Below are 18,002 nucleotides of genomic sequence, written 5' to 3'. Positions count from 1 at the left end.
TTTCAGAAACGTGTCGTCTCCGCAAGGGTAACGGAGCGGCCATCCAGGGTAAGCTCGAAGCGTTCCCTCAGCAGGTTCCAGCTTCCTGGCTCGCCGGTGATCGAAAACAGATTGAATGCAGCCGGTGGTTTCTTTCCGCCTTGTCCTTGCGAGGCCGATGCGATGCTGACAACCGGGACAGGATTGGTTTGCCCCTTCAGCCAATGAACCGTGTTAAGATGCGTGTGGCCATGGAGCACGAGTTCGGCGCCGCCGGATGAAATCGTCGCGGCAAAGCGACGGATGCCGAGCATGCGCTTGTGCATTGGGGTTGCACCGCGGATCGGCGGATGATGGATCATCACCACTCGGAAAAGCCCGGCGTCGCCGGCTGCTTTCAGGAGGTTGACCGTTTCGCGGGCCTGTCGCTGGCCGAAGTAGCCGGAGGCGGCAAAGGGGGGCGTAGCAACCGCCGTTGAGCAGCCAATGATTGCAATGGGCCCTCGTACGCGCATGTAAGGATAGCAGTGGAAATCGTCATCCCATTCCTGCGGCCCCTTGTCGGCGCGCATATAGGGGTACCAGGCTTTGGTCGTTTTCTCATAAGCCCCTGGAACATAGGCATCATGGTTGCCTGGTATCACGGAGATGTTTTCAGGCTCACCGGCTTCGTGCAGCCACGCGGTCATGATTTCGATTTCGCGAGATGATGCGAGGTTGACCAGATCGCCGGTAATGGCGAGGTGATCGGGATCGATGCGCTCGATCTCGTCCATCAGCAGGTTCAGTGTGTTGCCGACGAGATGATTGCGGCGATTGCGGTGCCAGTTGACGAAGCCGGTGATCCGCTTGGAGGCGAGTTCGCGAAACGAGAGATCAGGCAGAGGGCCCAAATGAATGTCTGAAATATGCGCGAATTTAAACATATTGGGTAACTAGCGCATATTCCGGGAAAGGGGAATCATTCGCCAGGGATATTCGGCATTTGCCTGTTCACAGTAAGGAGACCGGCCGCGATGAGCGAAATTCCGCCGGAGATGCGAAATTGGAGAGCAAGGCTCTTTACCCGCGCGATTCATAGTTATTTCGCCTGCGCTCGGGGCATGACGATGGGGGTTCGCGCGGCCTGCTTTGATGCGGAAGGGCGCGTTTTCCTTGTGCGTCAGTCCTATGTCCCTGGCTGGCTTATGCCGGGCGGCGGCATCGAACGGGACGAGACAGCAGGGGAGGCGCTGGCGAAGGAATTGCGGGAGGAGGGGAACCTCGTTCTTGGCGATCCTCCTGAACTCGTCCACGTCTATCACAACCGCCTGACCAGCCGCCGAGACCACGTCATCTTCTATCGTTGTCTCAACGTCGTGCAGGCCGAACCGAAGCGCGCCGACTACGAAATCCGGGAGGCGGGATTTTTCGCGCTGAATGATCTGCCTGCCGAGACCACACCTGCCACGCTTCGCCGCCTTGCCGAGCTTTCCGGCAAGGCGCCTTTCGCCGACGTCTGGTGATCAGCCGCCGATCTTTTCGCGACCATGTGGCGCGTCGAGATCGAGCAGTGGGCCGACGGGGACGACACCGGTGGGGTTGATCGTCGTGTGGCTGCGGTAATAGTGCTGCTTGATGTGGCGCATATTGACCGTCTCGGCAACGCCGTCGACCTGATAGAGGTCGCGCAGATAATTCTGCAGGTTCGGGTAATCGGCAACGCGGCGGATGTTGCACTTGAAGTGTCCGACATAGACGGGATCGAAGCGCACAAGCGTCGTGAAAAGCCGCCAGTCAGCTTCGGTGACCCGGTCGCCGGTCAGGTAGCGGCGGGTCGAAAGCCGGTCTTCCAATTCGTTCAGCGCCTCGAAGAGCACCGTGACGTTTTCCTCATAGGCTTCCTGGGTCGTTGCAAACCCTGCCTTGTAGACGCCGTTGTTGACGGCGTCATAGATGCGGCTGTTCAGGGTATCGATCTCTTCGCGCAGATCTTCGGGGTAGACGTCGAGGTTAGAGCCGGTCAACCCGTCGAAGGCTGTGTTGAACATGCGAATGATTTCGGAGCTTTCGTTGGAAACCATCCGGTTGCTCTTCTTGTCCCACAGCACCGGCACGGTAACGCGCCCGGAATAGGTCGGGTCGGCCTTCACATAGACCTGCCACAGCGCTTCTGAACCGAAGAGGTGATCCACGGTGCCGCCGATTTCGTTCTTGAACTCCCAGCCATTCGACAGCATCAGCGGATCGACGATGGAAACCGAGATCAGGCCTTCAAGTTTCTTCAGCTTGCGGAAGATCAGGGTGCGATGCGCCCAGGGGCAGGCGAGCGACACATAGAGATGGTAGCGGTCCGCTTCCGCCTTGAAACCGCCTTCGCCGCTCGAACCGGCGGAACCATCTGATGTCACCCAGTTGCGAAACTGCGATTGCGCGCGCTTGAAATGTCCCTTGGTTTCCTTGGTATCGTACCAGACGTCCTTCCATATGCCATCGACCAGCATGCCCATGTTCTCATCTCCTTGGCCTCGGGCAGCTTTTGTCCCGTGCTCTTGAGGCAATAGATAGCGGACAAAATCGCATCCGCTAGCCGCTGGATGATGAACAGTGCGTTTTTGGCTTTGACGGCGGGAATTTTTCTGCTATCGGGCCAATCAGTCTTTTTGAACAACTCGGAATTCTCGTCGATGTACTTCCCAGGAAACCCGCGACGACGCTGATGCTCAACGCCGACAGGCGCGCTATCACCCTTACACGTCTCGCATATCCGGTTTCCTCATGTTCATGAAAAAGCACGATCTCGTCTATCTGACGGAAGATGCGTCGCACGACGCTGCCATCGAAATCATCAACGAAGAAGCATTCGGCCCCGGCCGGTTCGTCAGGGCTGCTGCCCGTATCCGCGAGCAGGGGCCGCACGACCTTTCGCTTTCCTTTGTCTGCGCCGATGATGGCGAGACAATCGCCTCGGTGCGGATGACGCCGGTTCTGGCCGGTTCGGTCAACGGCCATCTGCTCGGCCCGCTTGCCGTTCGACCCTCCCACAAGAACCGGGGCATCGGCCGCGAACTCGTGCGGATCGCTGTGGAAGCTGCGCGGCGGAAGGGCTCTGAGGGCGTGATCCTCGTTGGCGATCCGCCGTATTACCAGCCTCTCGGTTTCGAGAGGGTCGCATACGCGGCACTGGAATTCCCAGGCCCGGTTGATCCCGCGCGTGTCCTCGTCGTCCCCATGGTGGGGGATGTCCATGCTCGGCTGAAGGGTGTTATCGGCTGGCGGAGATGATCGCCGCTGCCCGATGACGCATCAACGCCCTTCGCGGTGCCAGGTCGCCGAAAGCGCCAGAAGCAGCAGGCCAAGGCCGAGGAAGCCGGCAAAGAGCGGCAGCGAGTTGATGCCTTTCAGCACCGTTTCATCCGTCATGCGCAGCGACAGGCGATTGTCGTCGGCGACACGGACCGCGCCGCGCACAGGCAGAAGCGGCGGCATGTCGAGGGCGCCGCTCGCGTCGGCCACCCGGCGCACGAGGCCCTTGGTCTTTTCCGCCCACGGTTTCAGCGTTTCCTCTGTCGAGATCGTCGCCTTGAATTCCGGTGCATCGACGGCGCCGACATGGACGAGGGTCGAGAGATCGCCGTTGGTCACTTCGAACAAGCCGGTCTCGGACGTCTGGACGGTTGCCTTGTAGAGGCCGGGACCGGCTTCGGTCAGGGCCAAATCTTCTTGTCGGCCAGAGGGATAGGCAAGCTTTGCCGGGCCGGGATCGCCCTTGATTGTCTGGCGCGAGATTTCCAGCGAGCGGCCGCTGGCACGCGCCGTGAGCGCCTCTTCTTCCAGCGCCGGCTCCTGCATCAGCCAATGGGCGGTGCGGCGATAAAGCGACACGCTTGGGCCGCCACCCTCGAAGCCGCGCGACCAGAGCCAGCCCTGATCCGAGAGCAGCATGGCGACGCGCCCCTTGCCGACGCGGTTCAGCACGAGCAGCGGCTTGCCATCCGCGGCCTCCATCACCGTCTGGCCGAGCGGGCGATTGACATCGACTGTACGGAACCACCGACCCCAATGCGGCGGCTCGGAATCGGCGCCTTCCAGGCCGCGCGTGACCGGATGCTTGCGGCCTTCTTCCGACAGGCGCGGATAAAAGGCCTTTTCATTCATGTAGCCTGTGGGTGACGCAGGCAGCACGGCAGAAAGTGGCGTCGTCGCGATCGAGTCGTCGCCCGCATGCTCGGGGCCTGCCGCGATCAGCAGCGCACCGCCGTTTTCGACATATTGCGCGATATTGTCGTAATAGAGGATCGGCAGCACGCCGCGATGCTGGTAGCGGTCGAAGATGATTAGGTCGAATTCGTTGATCTTGTCGACGAACAGTTCGCGAGTCGGGAAGGCGATCAGCGACAGCTCGTTGATCGGGGTTCCGTCCTGTTTTTCCGGTGGCCGCAAAATGGTGAAGTGCACGAGATCGACGGCGGCGTCTGACTTCAGCAGGTTGCGCCAGGCGCGCTCGCCGGCATGGGGCTCGCCGGAGACAAGCAGGACGCGCAGATTTTCCCGGATGCCATCCAGCACATGGACGGCGCGGTTGTTCGTGTCCGTGACCTCGCCGGCAACGGACGCAACCGCGAACTCTAGGATATTGCTGCCACCGCGTGGAACCTTGAAGGAGAAGGGAATGTCCATTCCCGGCTCCGCCCGTTCTGTCGCCAGCGGGTTTCCGTTGAGGCTGATCGATACCTCGGCGGTGCCGCCGGGTGCCGCGCCGTCGTCAATAACCCGGAACGTCACGGTCTGTTCTTCGCCGACAATGCCGAAACGCGGGCCGCTGCGGATCTCGATGCGACGATCGAACTCGTCGGCCTTGCCGGTGATCAACCCGTGCACGGGGGCATCGAAACCAAGCGGCTGGTTGACATCGGGGATGTCGTGAATCTGGCCGTCGGTGATGAAGATGGCACCGCCAACGCGGGCGGGCGGCACATCGGCAAGCGCGGTCGAAAGCGCGCCAAAGAGTCTGGTGGCCGGGGCCTCGGTGTCGGCGTCATCGGCGGCCTCGACGATGCGCGGTTCTATCTGCGGGAATTTGGCAAGTCGCGCCTTGAGTTCGGCGAGCGCTGCATCGGTCGTCTCGCGTCGCCCGGCATAATCCTGGCTCTGACTGCGATCGACGACGACGGCGACGACCGTGGAGAGCGGCTCGCGCTCTTCCTGGAAGAACACCGGATTGGCAATTGCAAGCACCAGGGCTGCGAGCGCAAAGCTGCGCAGTACCGCGCCACGAATGCCGCGCCACAGGCTGACCCCGGATAGCAGCAGCGCCAGGACAGCAAATGCGCCGATCACGATCCAGGGCAGGAGGGGGGAGAAGGAGATCGTCATGGTCGTCTCCTATTGCCCAAGCCGTTCGAGCAGCGCCGGGATGTGAACCTGGTCTGCCTTGTAGTTGCCGGTGAGCATGTACATCATGATGTTGACCCCGGCGCGATAGGCATATTCGCGCTGCATTTCGTCAGGCGGAACGGTCGGCAGCAGCGGCGCGCCGTTGCCGTCGATGGCCCATGCCCCGGCGAGGTCGTTGCCCGTGATCATGATTGGCGAAACGCCATCGCCTGTGCGGGCCGGGCGGCCTGCATCTGCAGCGGTGCTGTCCGGATGGGCTTCGATCCAGAGCGGGCTTCCGGCGTAGCGGCCGGGGAAGCTTGACAGCAGGTAGAAGGATTTCGTCAGCACATTGTCGGTCGGCACGGGTTCGAGCGGTGGAATGTCAAGGTCAGCGAGGATCGCCTGCAGCCGCTCGCCGTTGGGACTGGCTGCCGCGCCGCCGCTCAATGAATTGAACTGGTCGCGTGTATCGAAGAGCACCGTGCCACCAGCGCGCATATAGGCATCCACCCGGCTGATCGCCTGCGTACTCGGCATCGGGGCATTGGCTGATATCGGCCAGTAAATGAGCGAATAGAAGGAAAGCTCGTCGTTGGATATGTCGAGGCCGACCGGCGGGCCGGGCTCCAGCGTCGTGCGATAGGTGAGGAAATCCGTGAGGCCGGCCAGGCCACGCTCGGAAATGCGATCGACCTCGGCTTCACCGGTGACGACATAGGCGAGATGCGTCTTGTCCAGCCGTTGAAGGATCACGTCGTCGCCCGGCTTGCTATCATCGGCGCGAGAGGCGTCCGGCAACATTGTGGCCACCGTTGCGGCAGCTAAGAAAACCGCTGCGGTCGCGGCGCGCGACAGGCGGATGCGGGCAAAGGTCCCGGCCATGAACAGCACGACGAGCGTATCGATAAACGCAAGCACGAGCGCTATCGTGAACAGCGCTGGCTTGAACGAGACGGTTTCCGCGCCGAGTAAAGGCTCGCTGGTATAGGCGACAGTCAAGCCTTCCGTGTTGATCGGTTTCAGCTCTGCACCGGCGGGAAGCAGGTTGACGGCCGTGAAGCCTTCTTCGGAGCCATAGAGCCCCGGCGGATGTTCCGCGTCGGAGACGGGAACGGCACCTGCCTTCGGCTCAAGTGGACGGGCACGCGCCGTCTCGCCGACAAGAACGCCATTGGCATTGAGCAAGCGGTAGGGCGCCAGTGTCTGGCCGCTCGGCGCGCCTTCACTTGCGACACCGCCGCTGCGAGACAGTTGCACGCTTCGTCGCAGCATTTCCACGAAGGCGCCGGAGATCGGCAGGTTCGACCATGTCGCTTCGGCGCTGACATGGAACAGGATGATGCGGCCCGTGCCCTGGGTCTTGGTGGTCACCAACGGCGTCCCATCGGCAAGGCTTGCCCAGGTGCGCGAGGAGAGATCCGCCGTCGGTTCGGCGAGAACCTGACGCTTGACGAGGATGCCTTCCGGCTTGGGCATGCCGGCGAACGGGCTGAGGGCGGGGTAGTCGGCAAGCGGTTGCGGCTCGGACCAGGACAGCGCGCCGCCAAGCGCGCGCTCGCCCTGGCGCAGCGTCACCGGCACCAGCGGATCATCTGCCGGGGCTGCGGCAAGGCGCGGGCCGGCAAAGCGGATCAGCGTGCCACCGTTGTCGATCCACTTGCCAAGCGGTGCGTATGTTTCTTCCGGCAGGCGGCCGATGTCGGCCATGATCAGCATGGACGGTTTTTGCGACAGAAGCTCGGGAATGGCCACGGCCAGATCGGCTTCGTTGGGCTGAACGAGATCGGCATAGGGCGCCAGCGCCCGGTTTATATAATAGAGCGGCGAGAGCAGTGGCTGCGACTGGTCGCGGGCTTCACCGCTCAGCAGCGCCACGCGCCTGCGGCGGAAGCCGTCGTCAAGCAGGAACGTTCCGCCCGCCGTTGCCTGACCGTCGATACCAATGCGGGAGAAATCGTTGCGCAGTTCGAACGGGGCAGCGATGGAGCCCTTCGCTGTCGCCTCGCCACCATTGAAGGACACGGTTCCGCTGGAAATGGCGCGTCCTCTGATATCATAGGCCGTCAACGGCAAAACGCGTGCGCCCGCCGTATCAAGGCGACTGACGGATATGGACATGGCATCCGCTTCGTTGGTGGACGCGGTGATGGCGACGGCTTCGGGATTGCCGCCAATGAGCCGCAACTCGGCAGGCGCGAGCGAGGCGAGATCAGCCATCACGTCGTTTTCGCCGGACGCGACGCCATCCGAAAGGAAGGCGACAGTTCCGGGCGCGGAGCCCTTTAATGCTGCCGAAAGTGCTGCGAAGGCGGCTTTCCTGTCAGGCGTCAGCGGTTGGGGTGCGGCGGCGGCAAGGCGGTTGCGGGCCTCGGCCGGGGATATTGGTACGGCGTTCTGTTCACGGTCAGCGGTGAAGACCACGGAGACGGGAACATCGCGGCTTTCGGCATCGGACAGCAGGGCATCGATCGTGTTGACCCGACGCTCCCAGTCCGGAGCAGTCGCCCAACCATTGTCGATGAAGAGAACGAGAGGGCCACTACCGGACAGCGTATTCGCGCGGGGATTGAGAACCGGATCGGCGATGGCGAGGATGACGGCGGCGGCCATCAGCATACGCAGCAACGTCAGCCACCACGGGCTTTTCGACGGCGTTTCCTCGCGCTTCAGCACGCTTGCAAGAATGCGCAGCGGCGGGAAGGCCTCGGTCACCGGCTTCGGCGGCGTCAGGCGCAGGAGCCACCAGATTGCGGGTAGCGCGACAAGCGCCGCAAGCATCATCGGATTGGCGAAAAAGAGCGACAGGAAGCTCATAGCTGCCCCCCATGTGTCGCTCGCGCCGGCATGCCGGAAAGGTACATATGCACCGCGACCAGCGCCTCGGAGGCGAGATGATCGGTGCGGTGGGGCGTGAAGGTCCAGCCCATGTGGCGGAGATCCGTGCCCATCGTATCGCGGCGCGCGAGATAGGCACGGCGGTAGTCTTCGGCCAGGATTTCGGCACGGCCGGCGGTCAGCTTGTCGCCGGTCTCGGGATCGGTGAATTCCGTGCGGCCTGCATAAGGGAATGTCTCTTCCGCGGGATCGGCGATCTCAACGACATGGCCGCGCATGCCGCGCCGAGCAAGCGGCCCGAGCCGCGCCATGATCTCATCGGCGGGGTCGAGGAAGTCGCCGATCAGCACCAGATCGCTCCAGCCGCGGATCATGCCGGTGTCTGGCAGGCCACCGGAGAGCGGCGTGTGCATCAACGCGGTGGCGAGCCGTTCCGCGGCGTTGCGGGCGGACAGCGGTTCCATGACGCCGGGACATCCGATCCGTTCACCCGAGCGCGCCAGAATTTCCGCCAGCGCCAGCATGACGACCAGCGCGCGGCTCTCCTTGGAAACGGTGCCGAAGCGGGATTTGTACATCATCGAGGGCGAGAGATCAGCCCAGAGCCAGATCGTGTGGGCCGCTTCCCATTCCCGGTCGCGCACATAGGTATGGTCGTCGCGTGCGGAGCGGCGCCAGTCGATGCGCGTCAGGCTTTCGCCGTCGCTATAGGGCCGGAACTGCCAGAAATTTTCGCCGATGCCGCGCTTGCGCCGACCATGCCAGCCGGAGATGACGGTATTGGCGATGCGCTTTGCCTCGACCATGCAATCGGGAATGAGCCGTGCGCGCATCTGCGCTCGCGACAGCACCTCGCCCGAAGGGGTACGCTCGACGATCTGCCCGATCGAGGCCATTCATTATCCCTTGATCTGATTGACGAGGCTGGAGATCACATCGCGCACCGACATGCCTTCGGCGCGGGCTGCAAACGTCAACGCCATGCGATGCTGCAGGACAGGCTCGGCAAGGGCGACGATATCGTCGATAGAAGGTGCAAGCCGGCCGTCATAGAGTGCGCGGGCACGGGCGCAGAGCATCAGCGACTGGCCAGCGCGCGGGCCTGGGCCCCAGGCGACGTTCTTGTCGGTGGCGGCGTTGCCATTGCCCGGTCTTGCGGAGCGCACCAGCGACAGAATGGCATCCACCACCTTCTCGCTGACGGGCATCTGGCGGATCAGGTGCTGGATATCCAGAAGTCTGGCGGCATCGAGAACTGGATTTGCCTCCGCTTCGTCAAGGCCGGTCGTCTCAAGCAGGATCTGCCGTTCGGCCGCAAGTTCCGGATAGCCGACATCGACCTGCATGAGGAAACGGTCGAGTTGGGCTTCTGGAAGAGGATAGGTGCCTTCCTGCTCCAGCGGGTTCTGGGTGGCCAGAACGTGGAACGGCTGCGGCAGGTCATTGCGCTGGCCAGCGACGGTGACGTGATATTCCTGCATCGCCTGCAGCAGGGCCGATTGCGTGCGCGGGCTGGCGCGGTTGATTTCGTCGGCCATCAGCAGCTGGGTGAAGATCGGTCCCGCCACGAAGCGAAAGGAGCGTCGCCCGTTCTCGTCCTGGTCCATGACCTCGGAGCCGAGAATATCGGATGGCATCAGGTCGGGCGTGAACTGGATGCGGCTGGAATTGAGCCCCAGCACGGTTGCCAGCGTCGTCACCAGCTTTGTCTTGGCGAGGCCGGGAACGCCGACCAGCAGCGCGTGGCCTCCGGACAAGACGGCCAGTAGCGTCTGCTCGATGACGCTTTCCTGGCCGAAGATCACCTTGCCGACTTCCTTGTGGATGATCGCGATGTCGGCGAGGGCCTTTTCAGCGGACGCGACGATCATCTTTTCATCGACCAGCTTGTCCGAGGTCTTCATTACACCCATCTATTGTCTCCCTGCCGGTCGGTCGAATCGACGAATACGATCTTTCCGTCTTCAATTTTCAATCTATGCTCCGGTCAGCGGCTGACAAGACGCCCTAGGCGCACTATCTCGTGAGCGAGACTTTGAACAGGCAAGAATAGGGCCAATCGGGACCGAACGATGGCAGAAATAGAAGCAAATCACACAAACGCCAGAGCTGGCGACGCGGCCGGACTGGCCGAGATGATCGCGAGAGCGGCGGGTCAGGTCAACAGCGGAGCCAAGGGGCTTCCGCCCGTAGACCGCTGGAACCCGCCGTTTTGCGGCGATATCGACATGGAAATCCGTTCTGACGGTACCTGGTTCTACATGGGAACGCCGATCGGCCGGCAGCCGCTGGTGCGACTGTTCTCGACCGTGTTGCGCAAGGACGAGGACGGCAAGACCTATCTCGTGACACCTGTGGAAAAACTCGGCATCCGTATCGCCGATGCGCCGTTCATCGCCGTCGAAATGAGCGTGACGGAAAAGGATGGCGAGCAGCTGCTTACTTTCCGCACCAATGCCGGCGATGTCGTGGAGGCCGGTGCCCATCATGCATTGCGGTTCGTCATCCATGGCGAAAACCGCGAGTTGAAGCCCTATCTGCACGTGCGTGGGCGGCTGGAAGCGCTGGTTTCGCGGGCCGTGATGTATGAGATGGTGGAGCTTGGCGAGAAGGCCGAGGTCGATGGCGTCGTGATGTTTTGCGTGCGGTCGGGGGGCGTGTTGTTCCCAATCATGCCGGCGGCCGAACTTGAGGCGCTTTCGGCGTGAGCGAGCCGCTTGTGTCGCCTGCTGATTTTTCCGCGACTGATTTTCGCCGCCGTGCGCTAAACCAGCAGGGCAGTCAGGCAGAGGATGCCTGGCGCGAACACGGCGATTTCCTGCTCAATCCTGATTTCGTGCCCTTGGTCGAAGCCCTGAAACTCAGGGATGCGGCGGTCCTGATCCCGGTCATAGACGATGGCGACGATGCGCGGGTCATCCTTACCCAGCGCACCTCGACGTTGCGCAAGCATTCGGGGCAGGTGGCTTTTCCCGGCGGCGCCATCGATCCCGGCGACGATACGCCTGAGCGTGCAGCTTTGCGCGAGACGGAGGAGGAGATCGGCCTTGATCGCCGTTTTGTCGAGACGGTGGGGCGTCTGCCGTCCTATATGGCGATGTCAGGGTTTCGCATCACTCCCATTTTGGCGGTGGTGGAGCCGGGTTTTGACCTGACGCTCAATCCCACGGAGGTCGATGCCGCCTTCGAAGTGCCGCTCTCCTTCCTGATGAACCCGCGCAACCACGGTCGCGGCCGGGCGACGTGGCAGGGCAGCGAACGCCAATTCTATCGCATGCCCTATGGCGAACGGAACATTTGGGGTATCACCGCCGGCATTATCCGCATGCTCTACGAAAGGCTTTACGCATGACATCCGTTGCCGCCGAGGCCTGGTTTTCGGCGCCCGCGCTCAGGCGCGTCTTCGATCTTCTGAATGCCGATGGCGGTGAGGTCAGGGTGGTCGGTGGCGCGGTGCGCAACAGCCTGATGGGCCTTCAGGCCAGCGATATCGACATGGCGACGACGCTGCTGCCGCAGGAGGTGATGGCGCGGGCGAGCACGGCCGGTATCAAGGCGGTTGCGACCGGCATCGAGCATGGCACGGTCACGCTGATCATCGACGGCAAGCCCTTTGAGGTCACCACCTTGCGCCGCGATGTCGAAACCGATGGCCGTCACGCCGAAGTTGCCTTCGGCACCGACTGGAAGGTGGATGCGGAGCGGCGCGACCTGACGATCAATGCTCTTTATGCTGATGCTGCAGGTGAAGTGATCGACCTGGTGGGTGGCCTTGCCGATATCGAAAGCCGCACCGTGCGCTTTATCGGCGAGGCCGAAAAACGGGTGGCGGAAGATTATCTGCGCGTGCTCCGCTTCTTCCGTTTCTTCGCCTGGTACGGGTCTGGTCGACCTGATGCGGATGGTTTGAGAGCCTGCGCCCGTGCACGCTCGAAACTTTCCGGTCTTTCGGCCGAGCGGGTCTGGGCCGAGATGAAAAAGCTGCTTTCGGCCGAGGACCCCGGCCGGGCGCTGCTCTGGATGCGGCAGGCCGGTGTGCTGACGGAGGTTGTGCCGGAAAGCGAAAAATGGGGCATTGATGCCATTCCTGGCCTGATCGCGGCCGAGCGCGCTTTCGGCTGGAAGCCCGATCCGCTTCTGCGGCTGGCGTCCATCGTTCCACCGAATGCGGAACGACTTGCCGAGATGGCAAAGAGATTGCGTGTGTCGAAGGCAGAGACGGCATTCTTTGCGGCTTGGGCCGCGTCGCCGACGATCCCAGCTGCGATTGCCGATACCGCGTTCGATCGCATGCTTTACCGTAACGGTGCTGCAGGTCTTGTCACCCGTCTTAAGCTCGCCGCCGCCGTTACTCGTCAGAAGACAGAAGGCGATCTTTCGCTTCTTGCTGAAACCGCGCGCCTGAAGCGGTTGCTTGCGCGGGCTGAGGCTTGGGAGAAGCCGGTTTTGCCGGTGAGCGGTGCCGATGTGCTGGAGGCAGGCGTCCCGGCCGGGCCGCGTGTGGGGGAGCTTTTGCAGAGGCTGGAAGACGGCTGGGTCGATGGCAATTTCAATGCTGACCGGGCAACGCTTGTCGCCCGGTTGAAAGCCATGATCTGAGGCTGAAAGAGGCGGCCTCAGGCTGCTTTGGTTTCCTCGACGATCCGCATCTTGATGTTGTCGACCATGTTTTCGCGGATGAGGGTTTCTCCGTGAGCCTGGCGCATGTGTTCGACCGCGCGGCGCACCACTTCGGCGTCGCTATCTGCCCGGGTATGCCAGTCGCAGCCGGGAACCAGAGAACCGCATTCAAACAATCTCATGATTTTCCTCCTTCCATGGGGCGTCCCGCCCCAGAGCCGAAAGGCCGCGGGGCGCTTGTCATCATAACCTGAAAACCGCCGAATTGGTTCCTTCTTTCTCATCGGTCTCGACCGCGCTGCCCGAGGATGGCCCTTCAATGGCCCTGTAATGCCCTTTTCGGGGTCACATTCTCGCCCGATCGGTCGCCAAGTTTTGCGCCGGGGCTGGAAATGACCAAAAGGAAGGAAAGCCTATGGCCCACATGCCCATCGCGGCACTCACCGCCGCAGCCTGGAGCCTGATCGTCGTCAGCACACCCGCCTTCGCGCAAGGGGCAGCAGAACCCCAGGCGACATCACCTCAAACGACACCGCAGATACAAACCGGCGCGCCTGCCGCCATCAGCGATCAGAAGCTTGAAGCCTTTGCCGTGGCCTATCTGAAAGTCGATAGCGTTCGGCAGACCTATGCGGCCAAGATCGGTGCCGAGAAGAATGCGACCTCGCGCCAGAAACTGCAGAACGAAGCGAACAAGCAGATGATCGATGCCGTCCAGAATTCGCCGGGCATGTCCGTCGAAGAATACAAGACGATCGTCAGCACTGCGCAGACCAACCCGGAAGTGGCACGCAAGGTGCAGGAGAAACTGAAGACGTCGCCTGCCAAGTAAACACGGGCGGGACGGGGCCTTGTGCCCTGTCCCGTTTATCTGCGACGCTGCGTGGCGAAGGCTGTATTGCACGGGCGGGATCGGAGAAAGGGCTATAAAATTCGAGCCGTTTGGTGCTATGGCTGGCGCTTCCTAAAAGAGACGTCGCGCAAAGGCATACCATGAGCTCTTCGATTAAGCAGGATCTGATCGCTTCCATCCGCAACATCCCGGATTATCCGAAACCGGGCGTGATGTTCCGCGATATCACCACCATGCTTGGCAATGCCCGCAGCTTCCGCCGGGCGATCGATGAACTGGTTCATCCCTTTGCCGGCCAGAAGATCGACAAGATCGCCGGTGTCGAAGCACGCGGCTTCATCCTCGGCGGCGCCATGGCCCACCAGATGTCGTCCGGCTTTGTTCCGATCCGCAAAAAGGGCAAGCTGCCGCACGACACGGTGCGCATCGCCTACAGCCTCGAATACGGCGTCGATGAGATGGAGATGCATCGCGACGCGATCAAGCCTGGTGAAAAGGTGATCCTCGTCGATGACCTCATCGCCACCGGCGGCACGGCCGAGGCCGCCACCAAACTTCTCCAGCAAATGGGTGCCGAGATCATCGCCGCCTGCTTTGTCATCGATCTGCCGGAACTCGGTGGCCGCAAGAAACTCGAAGCGCTCGGCGTCGAAGTCCTCACCCTCGTCGAATTCGACGGTCATTGAGGCGAGACAGCAATGACATCGCTGAAATCGGCACTCACCGCCGCAGCCGGAGACGGTATCATCACGGCCGATCAGGCGTTGGCATTGGAGCCCTATCTCAATGAGAGAGGGATCTCGAGTGTATCGCCGGTCGAGGCCGACGAGCATGATGTCCTGACGGATGCGCGCCTTGCCGAGGATAGCGAACAGCCGCGGTTCGTCAGGGGTTTTCACGACATCCTCATCACGATCGGCGTCGTCGTGGCGCTTGTCGGTGTCTGGGGCCTGGGAAGCGCTTTCGCCGTTTTCCCGGCTGTCCTGCTTCTCGCGGAAATCCTGGTTCGGCGGCAGCGCTTGGCTTTGCCTGCGGTCGTCCTGACGTTGGCGCTGGTTCAGGCGACGGCGATCGCGGCGGCGCTCCTGATCGACGAGGGCGCCGGTCCCGTCTTTACAGAAGGCCTGAAGGTGCTACCCGTCATAGCCGTGGCACTGGGTGTTTTCTATTGGCGCTACCGCGTGCCGCTGGCCCTGTCGCTGCTCTTCCTGTCGTTGGCGGCGTTTGCCATGTGCCTCGTCTTCACCGTGCTCGAGAAGGTGACGGGGTCGGCCAATCTTCTGATCGACTACAGCACACTTTCAGCCGGCGTTTTCCTGGTGTTTGCGCTTGCCGTCTTCGGGGTGGCAATGGCTTACGACGTGTCGGACCCGCATCGCCGGACGCGGCTGTCGGACGTGGCCTTCTGGATGCATCTCGCGGCCGCGCCGATGCTGCTTTACGCAATGCTTTCGTTCGTCTTTCTGAAAAAACTGTCGGGCGACTGGTGGAACGATAGCACGCTCTTTCATGCGATCACGGTGGTCCTGATTGTGGCTGTCTTCATGGCCATCGGGCTGGTGATCGATCGCCGCGCCTTCGTCACCTCTGGACTTGTTTCGCTGGGGCTGGCGATCTGGACGATCCTGTCGCGTGGTCAGGCCGTGCTCAGCGACTACGCTTCCGTTACAGTGCTCCTCGTCGGAATTGTGGTTCTGTCCATCGGCGTCTTCTGGCAGTCGCTTCGCCGCCTGACGATCCGCCCCTTGCCCGACATGATCAAGGCCTACCTGCATCCCGCTTTGTGATGCAGGATGCTTTGGGCTTCAGGGAAACTCGATCACCTTGCTCTCAAAACGGATAACGGCTTCGCCCTTCTGGTTTTCGCCCTCGTTCAGGATGGTGTTGATCCGCCAACCGGGACGGGAAGCGAGTTCCTTGCTTTCCAGGAATGTCGTGTAATAGCGGATGGTATCGCCGGCATAGACCGGCTTCAGCCAGTGCAAGTTGCGAAATCCGGGAGACGGACCAAGTTTCGGGGCATCAACGCCTTCGCGTCCCAGCCGCTTCATTTCCCTTATCCAATAGGGCACGAAGCACTTCATCCAGCCGGCGACCGTATGCCAGCCGGAAGCGCAGAGCCCGCCAAGCAGCGACGATTTCGCGGCTTCGGCGTCGAGATGAAAGGGTTGCGGATCGTAATCGCGGGCAAAGCGGATGATATCGTCAGCCTTGAATGTGACCTCGCCGATCAGGGTTTTGCCCTTGTCGCGATAAAGCGTCTCCATGGTCATTGGCCGGCCTCCCGCATCCGAAACATGATCGGGCATTCGGAAACGGCAACCGTCTCGCCGCGCTGGTTGACGATCTCGTTGCGGAACCGCACGACGCCAAGTCCGGGTTTCGAGCGGAGGGGGCGGGCGTCGAGCACAATGCTGTAGCCGGACAATATGTCACCGGTGATCACGGGGCGCTTCCAGTCCATGAACTCGATGCCGGGCGAACCTTGCGAGGTGGAATCGCCGAGAAAGGCGTCGATCATCATGCGCATGCCGATGGAACTGGTATGCCAGCCGGAAGCAGCAAGGCCGCCGAGAATACTTTTCTTGCCTGCTTCCTCGTCGAGATGCATGGGCTGCGGGTCGAATTCACGTGCAAAGGCGACGATTTCGGCCGTTTGCACCGGTCGTGGAAGATAGTCAAACCGGCGGCCCGGTGAAAAGTCCTCGAAATGAAGCATGCGTTTCTCCCACCCGTTCCGTTCCAACCGGATAAAGCCGATAGGAGCTGGTTGCAACCCGGAAGCCGCAAGGCGGGATGGACGGTTTTTCAGTGAGGAATAGCCATGTCGCGGCCGTTGACCTTCATCCGGTTATTTTCATCGATCTCCAGCCGCCAGCTCTGGCCGCCGTCTGCGGTCTCCTTCGCAAAGCCCTTGATCATCAGTAGGACGAACGCGGCCTGACCGTATTGGGGAACAGCCTTCGCGTTGTCCTGCAGATAGGAGACGGTCTTGTCGAAATCGTGGGCGACGATCGTTACATCCGTCTTCTGGCGACCCTTGAGTTCCGGATAAACAGTGGTTTCGCCGGTCAATGTGACGTCGTAGATCGAGGAGCGTGCGGAGACGTTCTTGTAGGTCAGATGCAATGCGCCATCCGGGAGGATAACCCTGCCCAGTTCAGCGGATTGGGCGTCGGTCAGCGGCTTTTCGGCGGTGAAACTGGCGTTGTCCAGGAAGTAGTTGAGACCGCTCGCGACATTGACATCCTTCACGCCGATCTCGAAATCGAGGCTTTCCGGGATCGCCTGCCGGTAGACTATGGGAACGAGGTTCGGCGGCGTGGTTGGTTTCTCGACACCGAAACCGAAGCTGAAGGAGGCACCATCACGCAGTCCGTCGGCGGAAATGTTGTAGCGGGCACTTTCGGCGCCGAACTCGCCCTGCGGCGTGGCAACCCTGAGGCCCGCAAACTCGATCGTTTCCAGCAATTGATCGAACAAGGGCAGATTGGAGCGAACGAGTTTCTTGAGTCGCATTTCTTCTTCGCTCGTCAGTTTCTGCTGACGCGCCCGGTCGAGGACGAAGAAGACAATTTCCTGAAGCGGTTTATAACGGAGACCATTGACGGCGGCATCCGCGATAATGCTCTGAGCCGCAATGTCGACGCGAGTGTTCTTGTCGTCCGTGACTGCCTCGGTAAAGGCGCCGAGCGTCGAATTGGAACGTACATCGACTGTGTCCGCTCCTTCGCGCGTGGCATTCAGGGTGCCGGTCATATTCGCGAAGTAGGCCTCAATCGTCTGCTTCGGCGATTTCGACGTGAAGGCAAGGCCATCGGCCTTCATGGCAAGGGACTTGAAGTAGAGGAGGTCGGGATCGACCACGCCGTCGCTGTGCATCTTGTCGATGCGGTAGGTGAAGTCGGTTTTCTCCGGGCCGACGGTAAACGTGCCCTTGACGTCCAGGTCGGCGTCCTGGGCGAAGCTCCACAGCCCGTCTTCCAGCGGGCGCACCAGCGAGAGCAGCGGCTTCAGCCCGGTAACGGTAACGTCAACCGGATTAATGTCCTTCAGCAGGACATTCGGATCGAAGATCACTTCGTAATCGGTGGTGCCGGGACGCACCTTGATCAGGCCGTCCTTGACGAAGTTTTCGGGAATGTAGGTGGTCAGTTTCTTTTCGAGAGCAGTTGCGCCCTCATAGCTGATATCCGCTGCGATCGCCGGCTGAAGGGGGACGGCGAGTAAAACGAGGGCAGCGGCCAGTGATCGCATGAAACGTGTTCTCCATCAGATTCTGTTTGACGGAAGATATGAAAACCGCCCGGCACGGCAAGCGCCACGGGCCGCAAAAGCTTTTTTTTGCTATCGGATA

18 protein-coding genes are annotated in these 18,002 nt (G+C 61.5%); 8 read left to right on the top strand and 10 right to left on the bottom strand.

Annotated elements, in window-relative coordinates:
* Window positions 1-2: 2 nt before the first annotated feature.
* Complete coding sequence (locus tag QO002_RS16800; RefSeq protein WP_307231696.1) at window positions 3-905, bottom strand: metallophosphoesterase family protein; 903 nt, start codon at window positions 903-905, stop codon at window positions 3-5.
* A 90-nt stretch (window positions 906-995) separates the two neighbouring features.
* Between QO002_RS16800 and QO002_RS16795 the strand changes: the two genes are divergently transcribed.
* The gene (locus QO002_RS16795; protein ID WP_307231694.1) at window positions 996-1,484 is read left to right on the top strand and encodes an NUDIX domain-containing protein; all 489 of its coding nucleotides are present in this window, start codon (window positions 996-998) and stop codon (window positions 1,482-1,484) included.
* On the opposite strand, the gene QO002_RS16790 is transcribed toward QO002_RS16795, so the two are convergent.
* The gene (locus tag QO002_RS16790) at window positions 1,485-2,468 is read right to left on the bottom strand and encodes a glutathione S-transferase family protein (protein ID WP_307231693.1); all 984 of its coding nucleotides are present in this window, start codon (window positions 2,466-2,468) and stop codon (window positions 1,485-1,487) included. It lies immediately after the preceding gene.
* A gap of 274 nt (window positions 2,469-2,742) precedes the next feature.
* On the opposite strand from QO002_RS16790, the gene QO002_RS16785 reads away from it, so the two are divergent.
* A complete protein-coding gene (locus QO002_RS16785) occupies window positions 2,743-3,243 on the top strand; it encodes a GNAT family N-acetyltransferase (protein WP_307231691.1) in 501 nt (166 codons plus the stop codon).
* Between the two features lie 21 nt (window positions 3,244-3,264).
* Here QO002_RS16785 and QO002_RS16780 read toward each other — a convergent pair whose 3' ends face one another.
* From QO002_RS16780 to QO002_RS16765, 4 genes are read right to left on the bottom strand one after another with little or no spacing between them, the layout of a single operon-like run.
* Window positions 3,265-5,334: a hypothetical protein gene (locus QO002_RS16780; protein WP_307231690.1), complete on the bottom strand. Its 2,070-nt coding sequence runs from the start codon at window positions 5,332-5,334 to the stop codon at window positions 3,265-3,267.
* Between the two features lie 9 nt (window positions 5,335-5,343).
* Window positions 5,344-8,151 carry a DUF4159 domain-containing protein gene (locus QO002_RS16775; RefSeq protein ID WP_307231688.1) on the bottom strand — a complete coding sequence of 936 codons (2,808 nt, stop codon included), beginning with the start codon at window positions 8,149-8,151 and terminating at the stop codon, window positions 5,344-5,346.
* Window positions 8,148-9,068, bottom strand: a complete 921-nt coding sequence (locus tag QO002_RS16770) for a DUF58 domain-containing protein (RefSeq protein WP_307231685.1) — start codon at window positions 9,066-9,068, stop codon at window positions 8,148-8,150. Before QO002_RS16770 ends, QO002_RS16775 begins: the two co-directional genes overlap by 4 nt.
* Before the next feature lie 3 nt (window positions 9,069-9,071).
* Window positions 9,072-10,085: an AAA family ATPase gene (locus QO002_RS16765; protein ID WP_307231684.1), complete on the bottom strand. Its 1,014-nt coding sequence runs from the start codon at window positions 10,083-10,085 to the stop codon at window positions 9,072-9,074.
* Window positions 10,086-10,244: 159 nt separating this feature from the next.
* Between QO002_RS16765 and QO002_RS16760 the strand changes: the two genes are divergently transcribed.
* The 3 genes from QO002_RS16760 to QO002_RS16750 are packed head-to-tail and all read left to right on the top strand — an operon-like array spanning window position 10,245 to window position 12,771.
* Entirely contained in the window at window positions 10,245-10,880 is a 636-nt protein-coding gene (locus QO002_RS16760; protein WP_307231682.1) for a DUF1285 domain-containing protein, read from the top strand.
* Between the two features lie 11 nt (window positions 10,881-10,891).
* A complete protein-coding gene (locus QO002_RS16755) occupies window positions 10,892-11,524 on the top strand; it encodes a CoA pyrophosphatase (RefSeq protein WP_307233466.1) in 633 nt (210 codons plus the stop codon).
* Window positions 11,521-12,771, top strand: coding sequence for a CCA tRNA nucleotidyltransferase (locus tag QO002_RS16750; protein WP_307231680.1), 1,251 nt, complete (start codon window positions 11,521-11,523; stop codon window positions 12,769-12,771). The genes QO002_RS16755 and QO002_RS16750 overlap by 4 nt, the downstream gene beginning before the upstream one ends.
* Before the next feature lie 17 nt (window positions 12,772-12,788).
* On the opposite strand, the gene QO002_RS16745 is transcribed toward QO002_RS16750, so the two are convergent.
* Window positions 12,789-12,974 (bottom strand): DUF1059 domain-containing protein, encoded by a 186-nt coding sequence (locus QO002_RS16745; protein WP_307231678.1) that lies wholly within the window; start codon window positions 12,972-12,974, stop codon window positions 12,789-12,791.
* Between the two features lie 233 nt (window positions 12,975-13,207).
* Between QO002_RS16745 and QO002_RS16740 the strand changes: the two genes are divergently transcribed.
* The 3 genes from QO002_RS16740 to QO002_RS16730 all read left to right on the top strand — a co-directional run bounded on the left by QO002_RS16740 (window position 13,208) and on the right by QO002_RS16730 (window position 15,432).
* Window positions 13,208-13,624 carry a DUF4168 domain-containing protein gene (locus QO002_RS16740; RefSeq protein WP_307231676.1) on the top strand — a complete coding sequence of 139 codons (417 nt, stop codon included), beginning with the start codon at window positions 13,208-13,210 and terminating at the stop codon, window positions 13,622-13,624.
* A gap of 161 nt (window positions 13,625-13,785) precedes the next feature.
* Entirely contained in the window at window positions 13,786-14,331 is a 546-nt protein-coding gene (locus QO002_RS16735; RefSeq protein WP_307231674.1) for an adenine phosphoribosyltransferase, read from the top strand.
* Between the two features lie 12 nt (window positions 14,332-14,343).
* The gene (locus QO002_RS16730; protein WP_307231673.1) at window positions 14,344-15,432 is read left to right on the top strand and encodes a hypothetical protein; all 1,089 of its coding nucleotides are present in this window, start codon (window positions 14,344-14,346) and stop codon (window positions 15,430-15,432) included.
* Between the two features lie 18 nt (window positions 15,433-15,450).
* On the opposite strand, the gene QO002_RS16725 is transcribed toward QO002_RS16730, so the two are convergent.
* The 3 genes from QO002_RS16725 to QO002_RS16715 all read right to left on the bottom strand — a co-directional run bounded on the left by QO002_RS16725 (window position 15,451) and on the right by QO002_RS16715 (window position 17,902).
* Window positions 15,451-15,918 (bottom strand): MaoC family dehydratase, encoded by a 468-nt coding sequence (locus QO002_RS16725; RefSeq protein ID WP_370878510.1) that lies wholly within the window; start codon window positions 15,916-15,918, stop codon window positions 15,451-15,453.
* On the bottom strand, window positions 15,915-16,364 hold the full coding sequence (locus tag QO002_RS16720; protein ID WP_307231671.1) for a MaoC family dehydratase: 450 nt from the start codon (window positions 16,362-16,364) through the stop codon (window positions 15,915-15,917). Before QO002_RS16720 ends, QO002_RS16725 begins: the two co-directional genes overlap by 4 nt.
* A gap of 89 nt (window positions 16,365-16,453) precedes the next feature.
* Complete coding sequence (locus tag QO002_RS16715; protein WP_307231669.1) at window positions 16,454-17,902, bottom strand: hypothetical protein; 1,449 nt, start codon at window positions 17,900-17,902, stop codon at window positions 16,454-16,456.
* Between the last annotated feature and the right edge of the window lie 100 nt (window positions 17,903-18,002).

It is taken from the genome of Pararhizobium capsulatum DSM 1112 (assembly GCF_030814475.1).
Lineage (GTDB): Bacteria > Pseudomonadota > Alphaproteobacteria > Rhizobiales > Rhizobiaceae > Pararhizobium > Pararhizobium capsulatum.
Note: the sequence above shows the minus strand (reverse complement) of the source record. Positions and strands in the feature narration are given on the sequence as shown.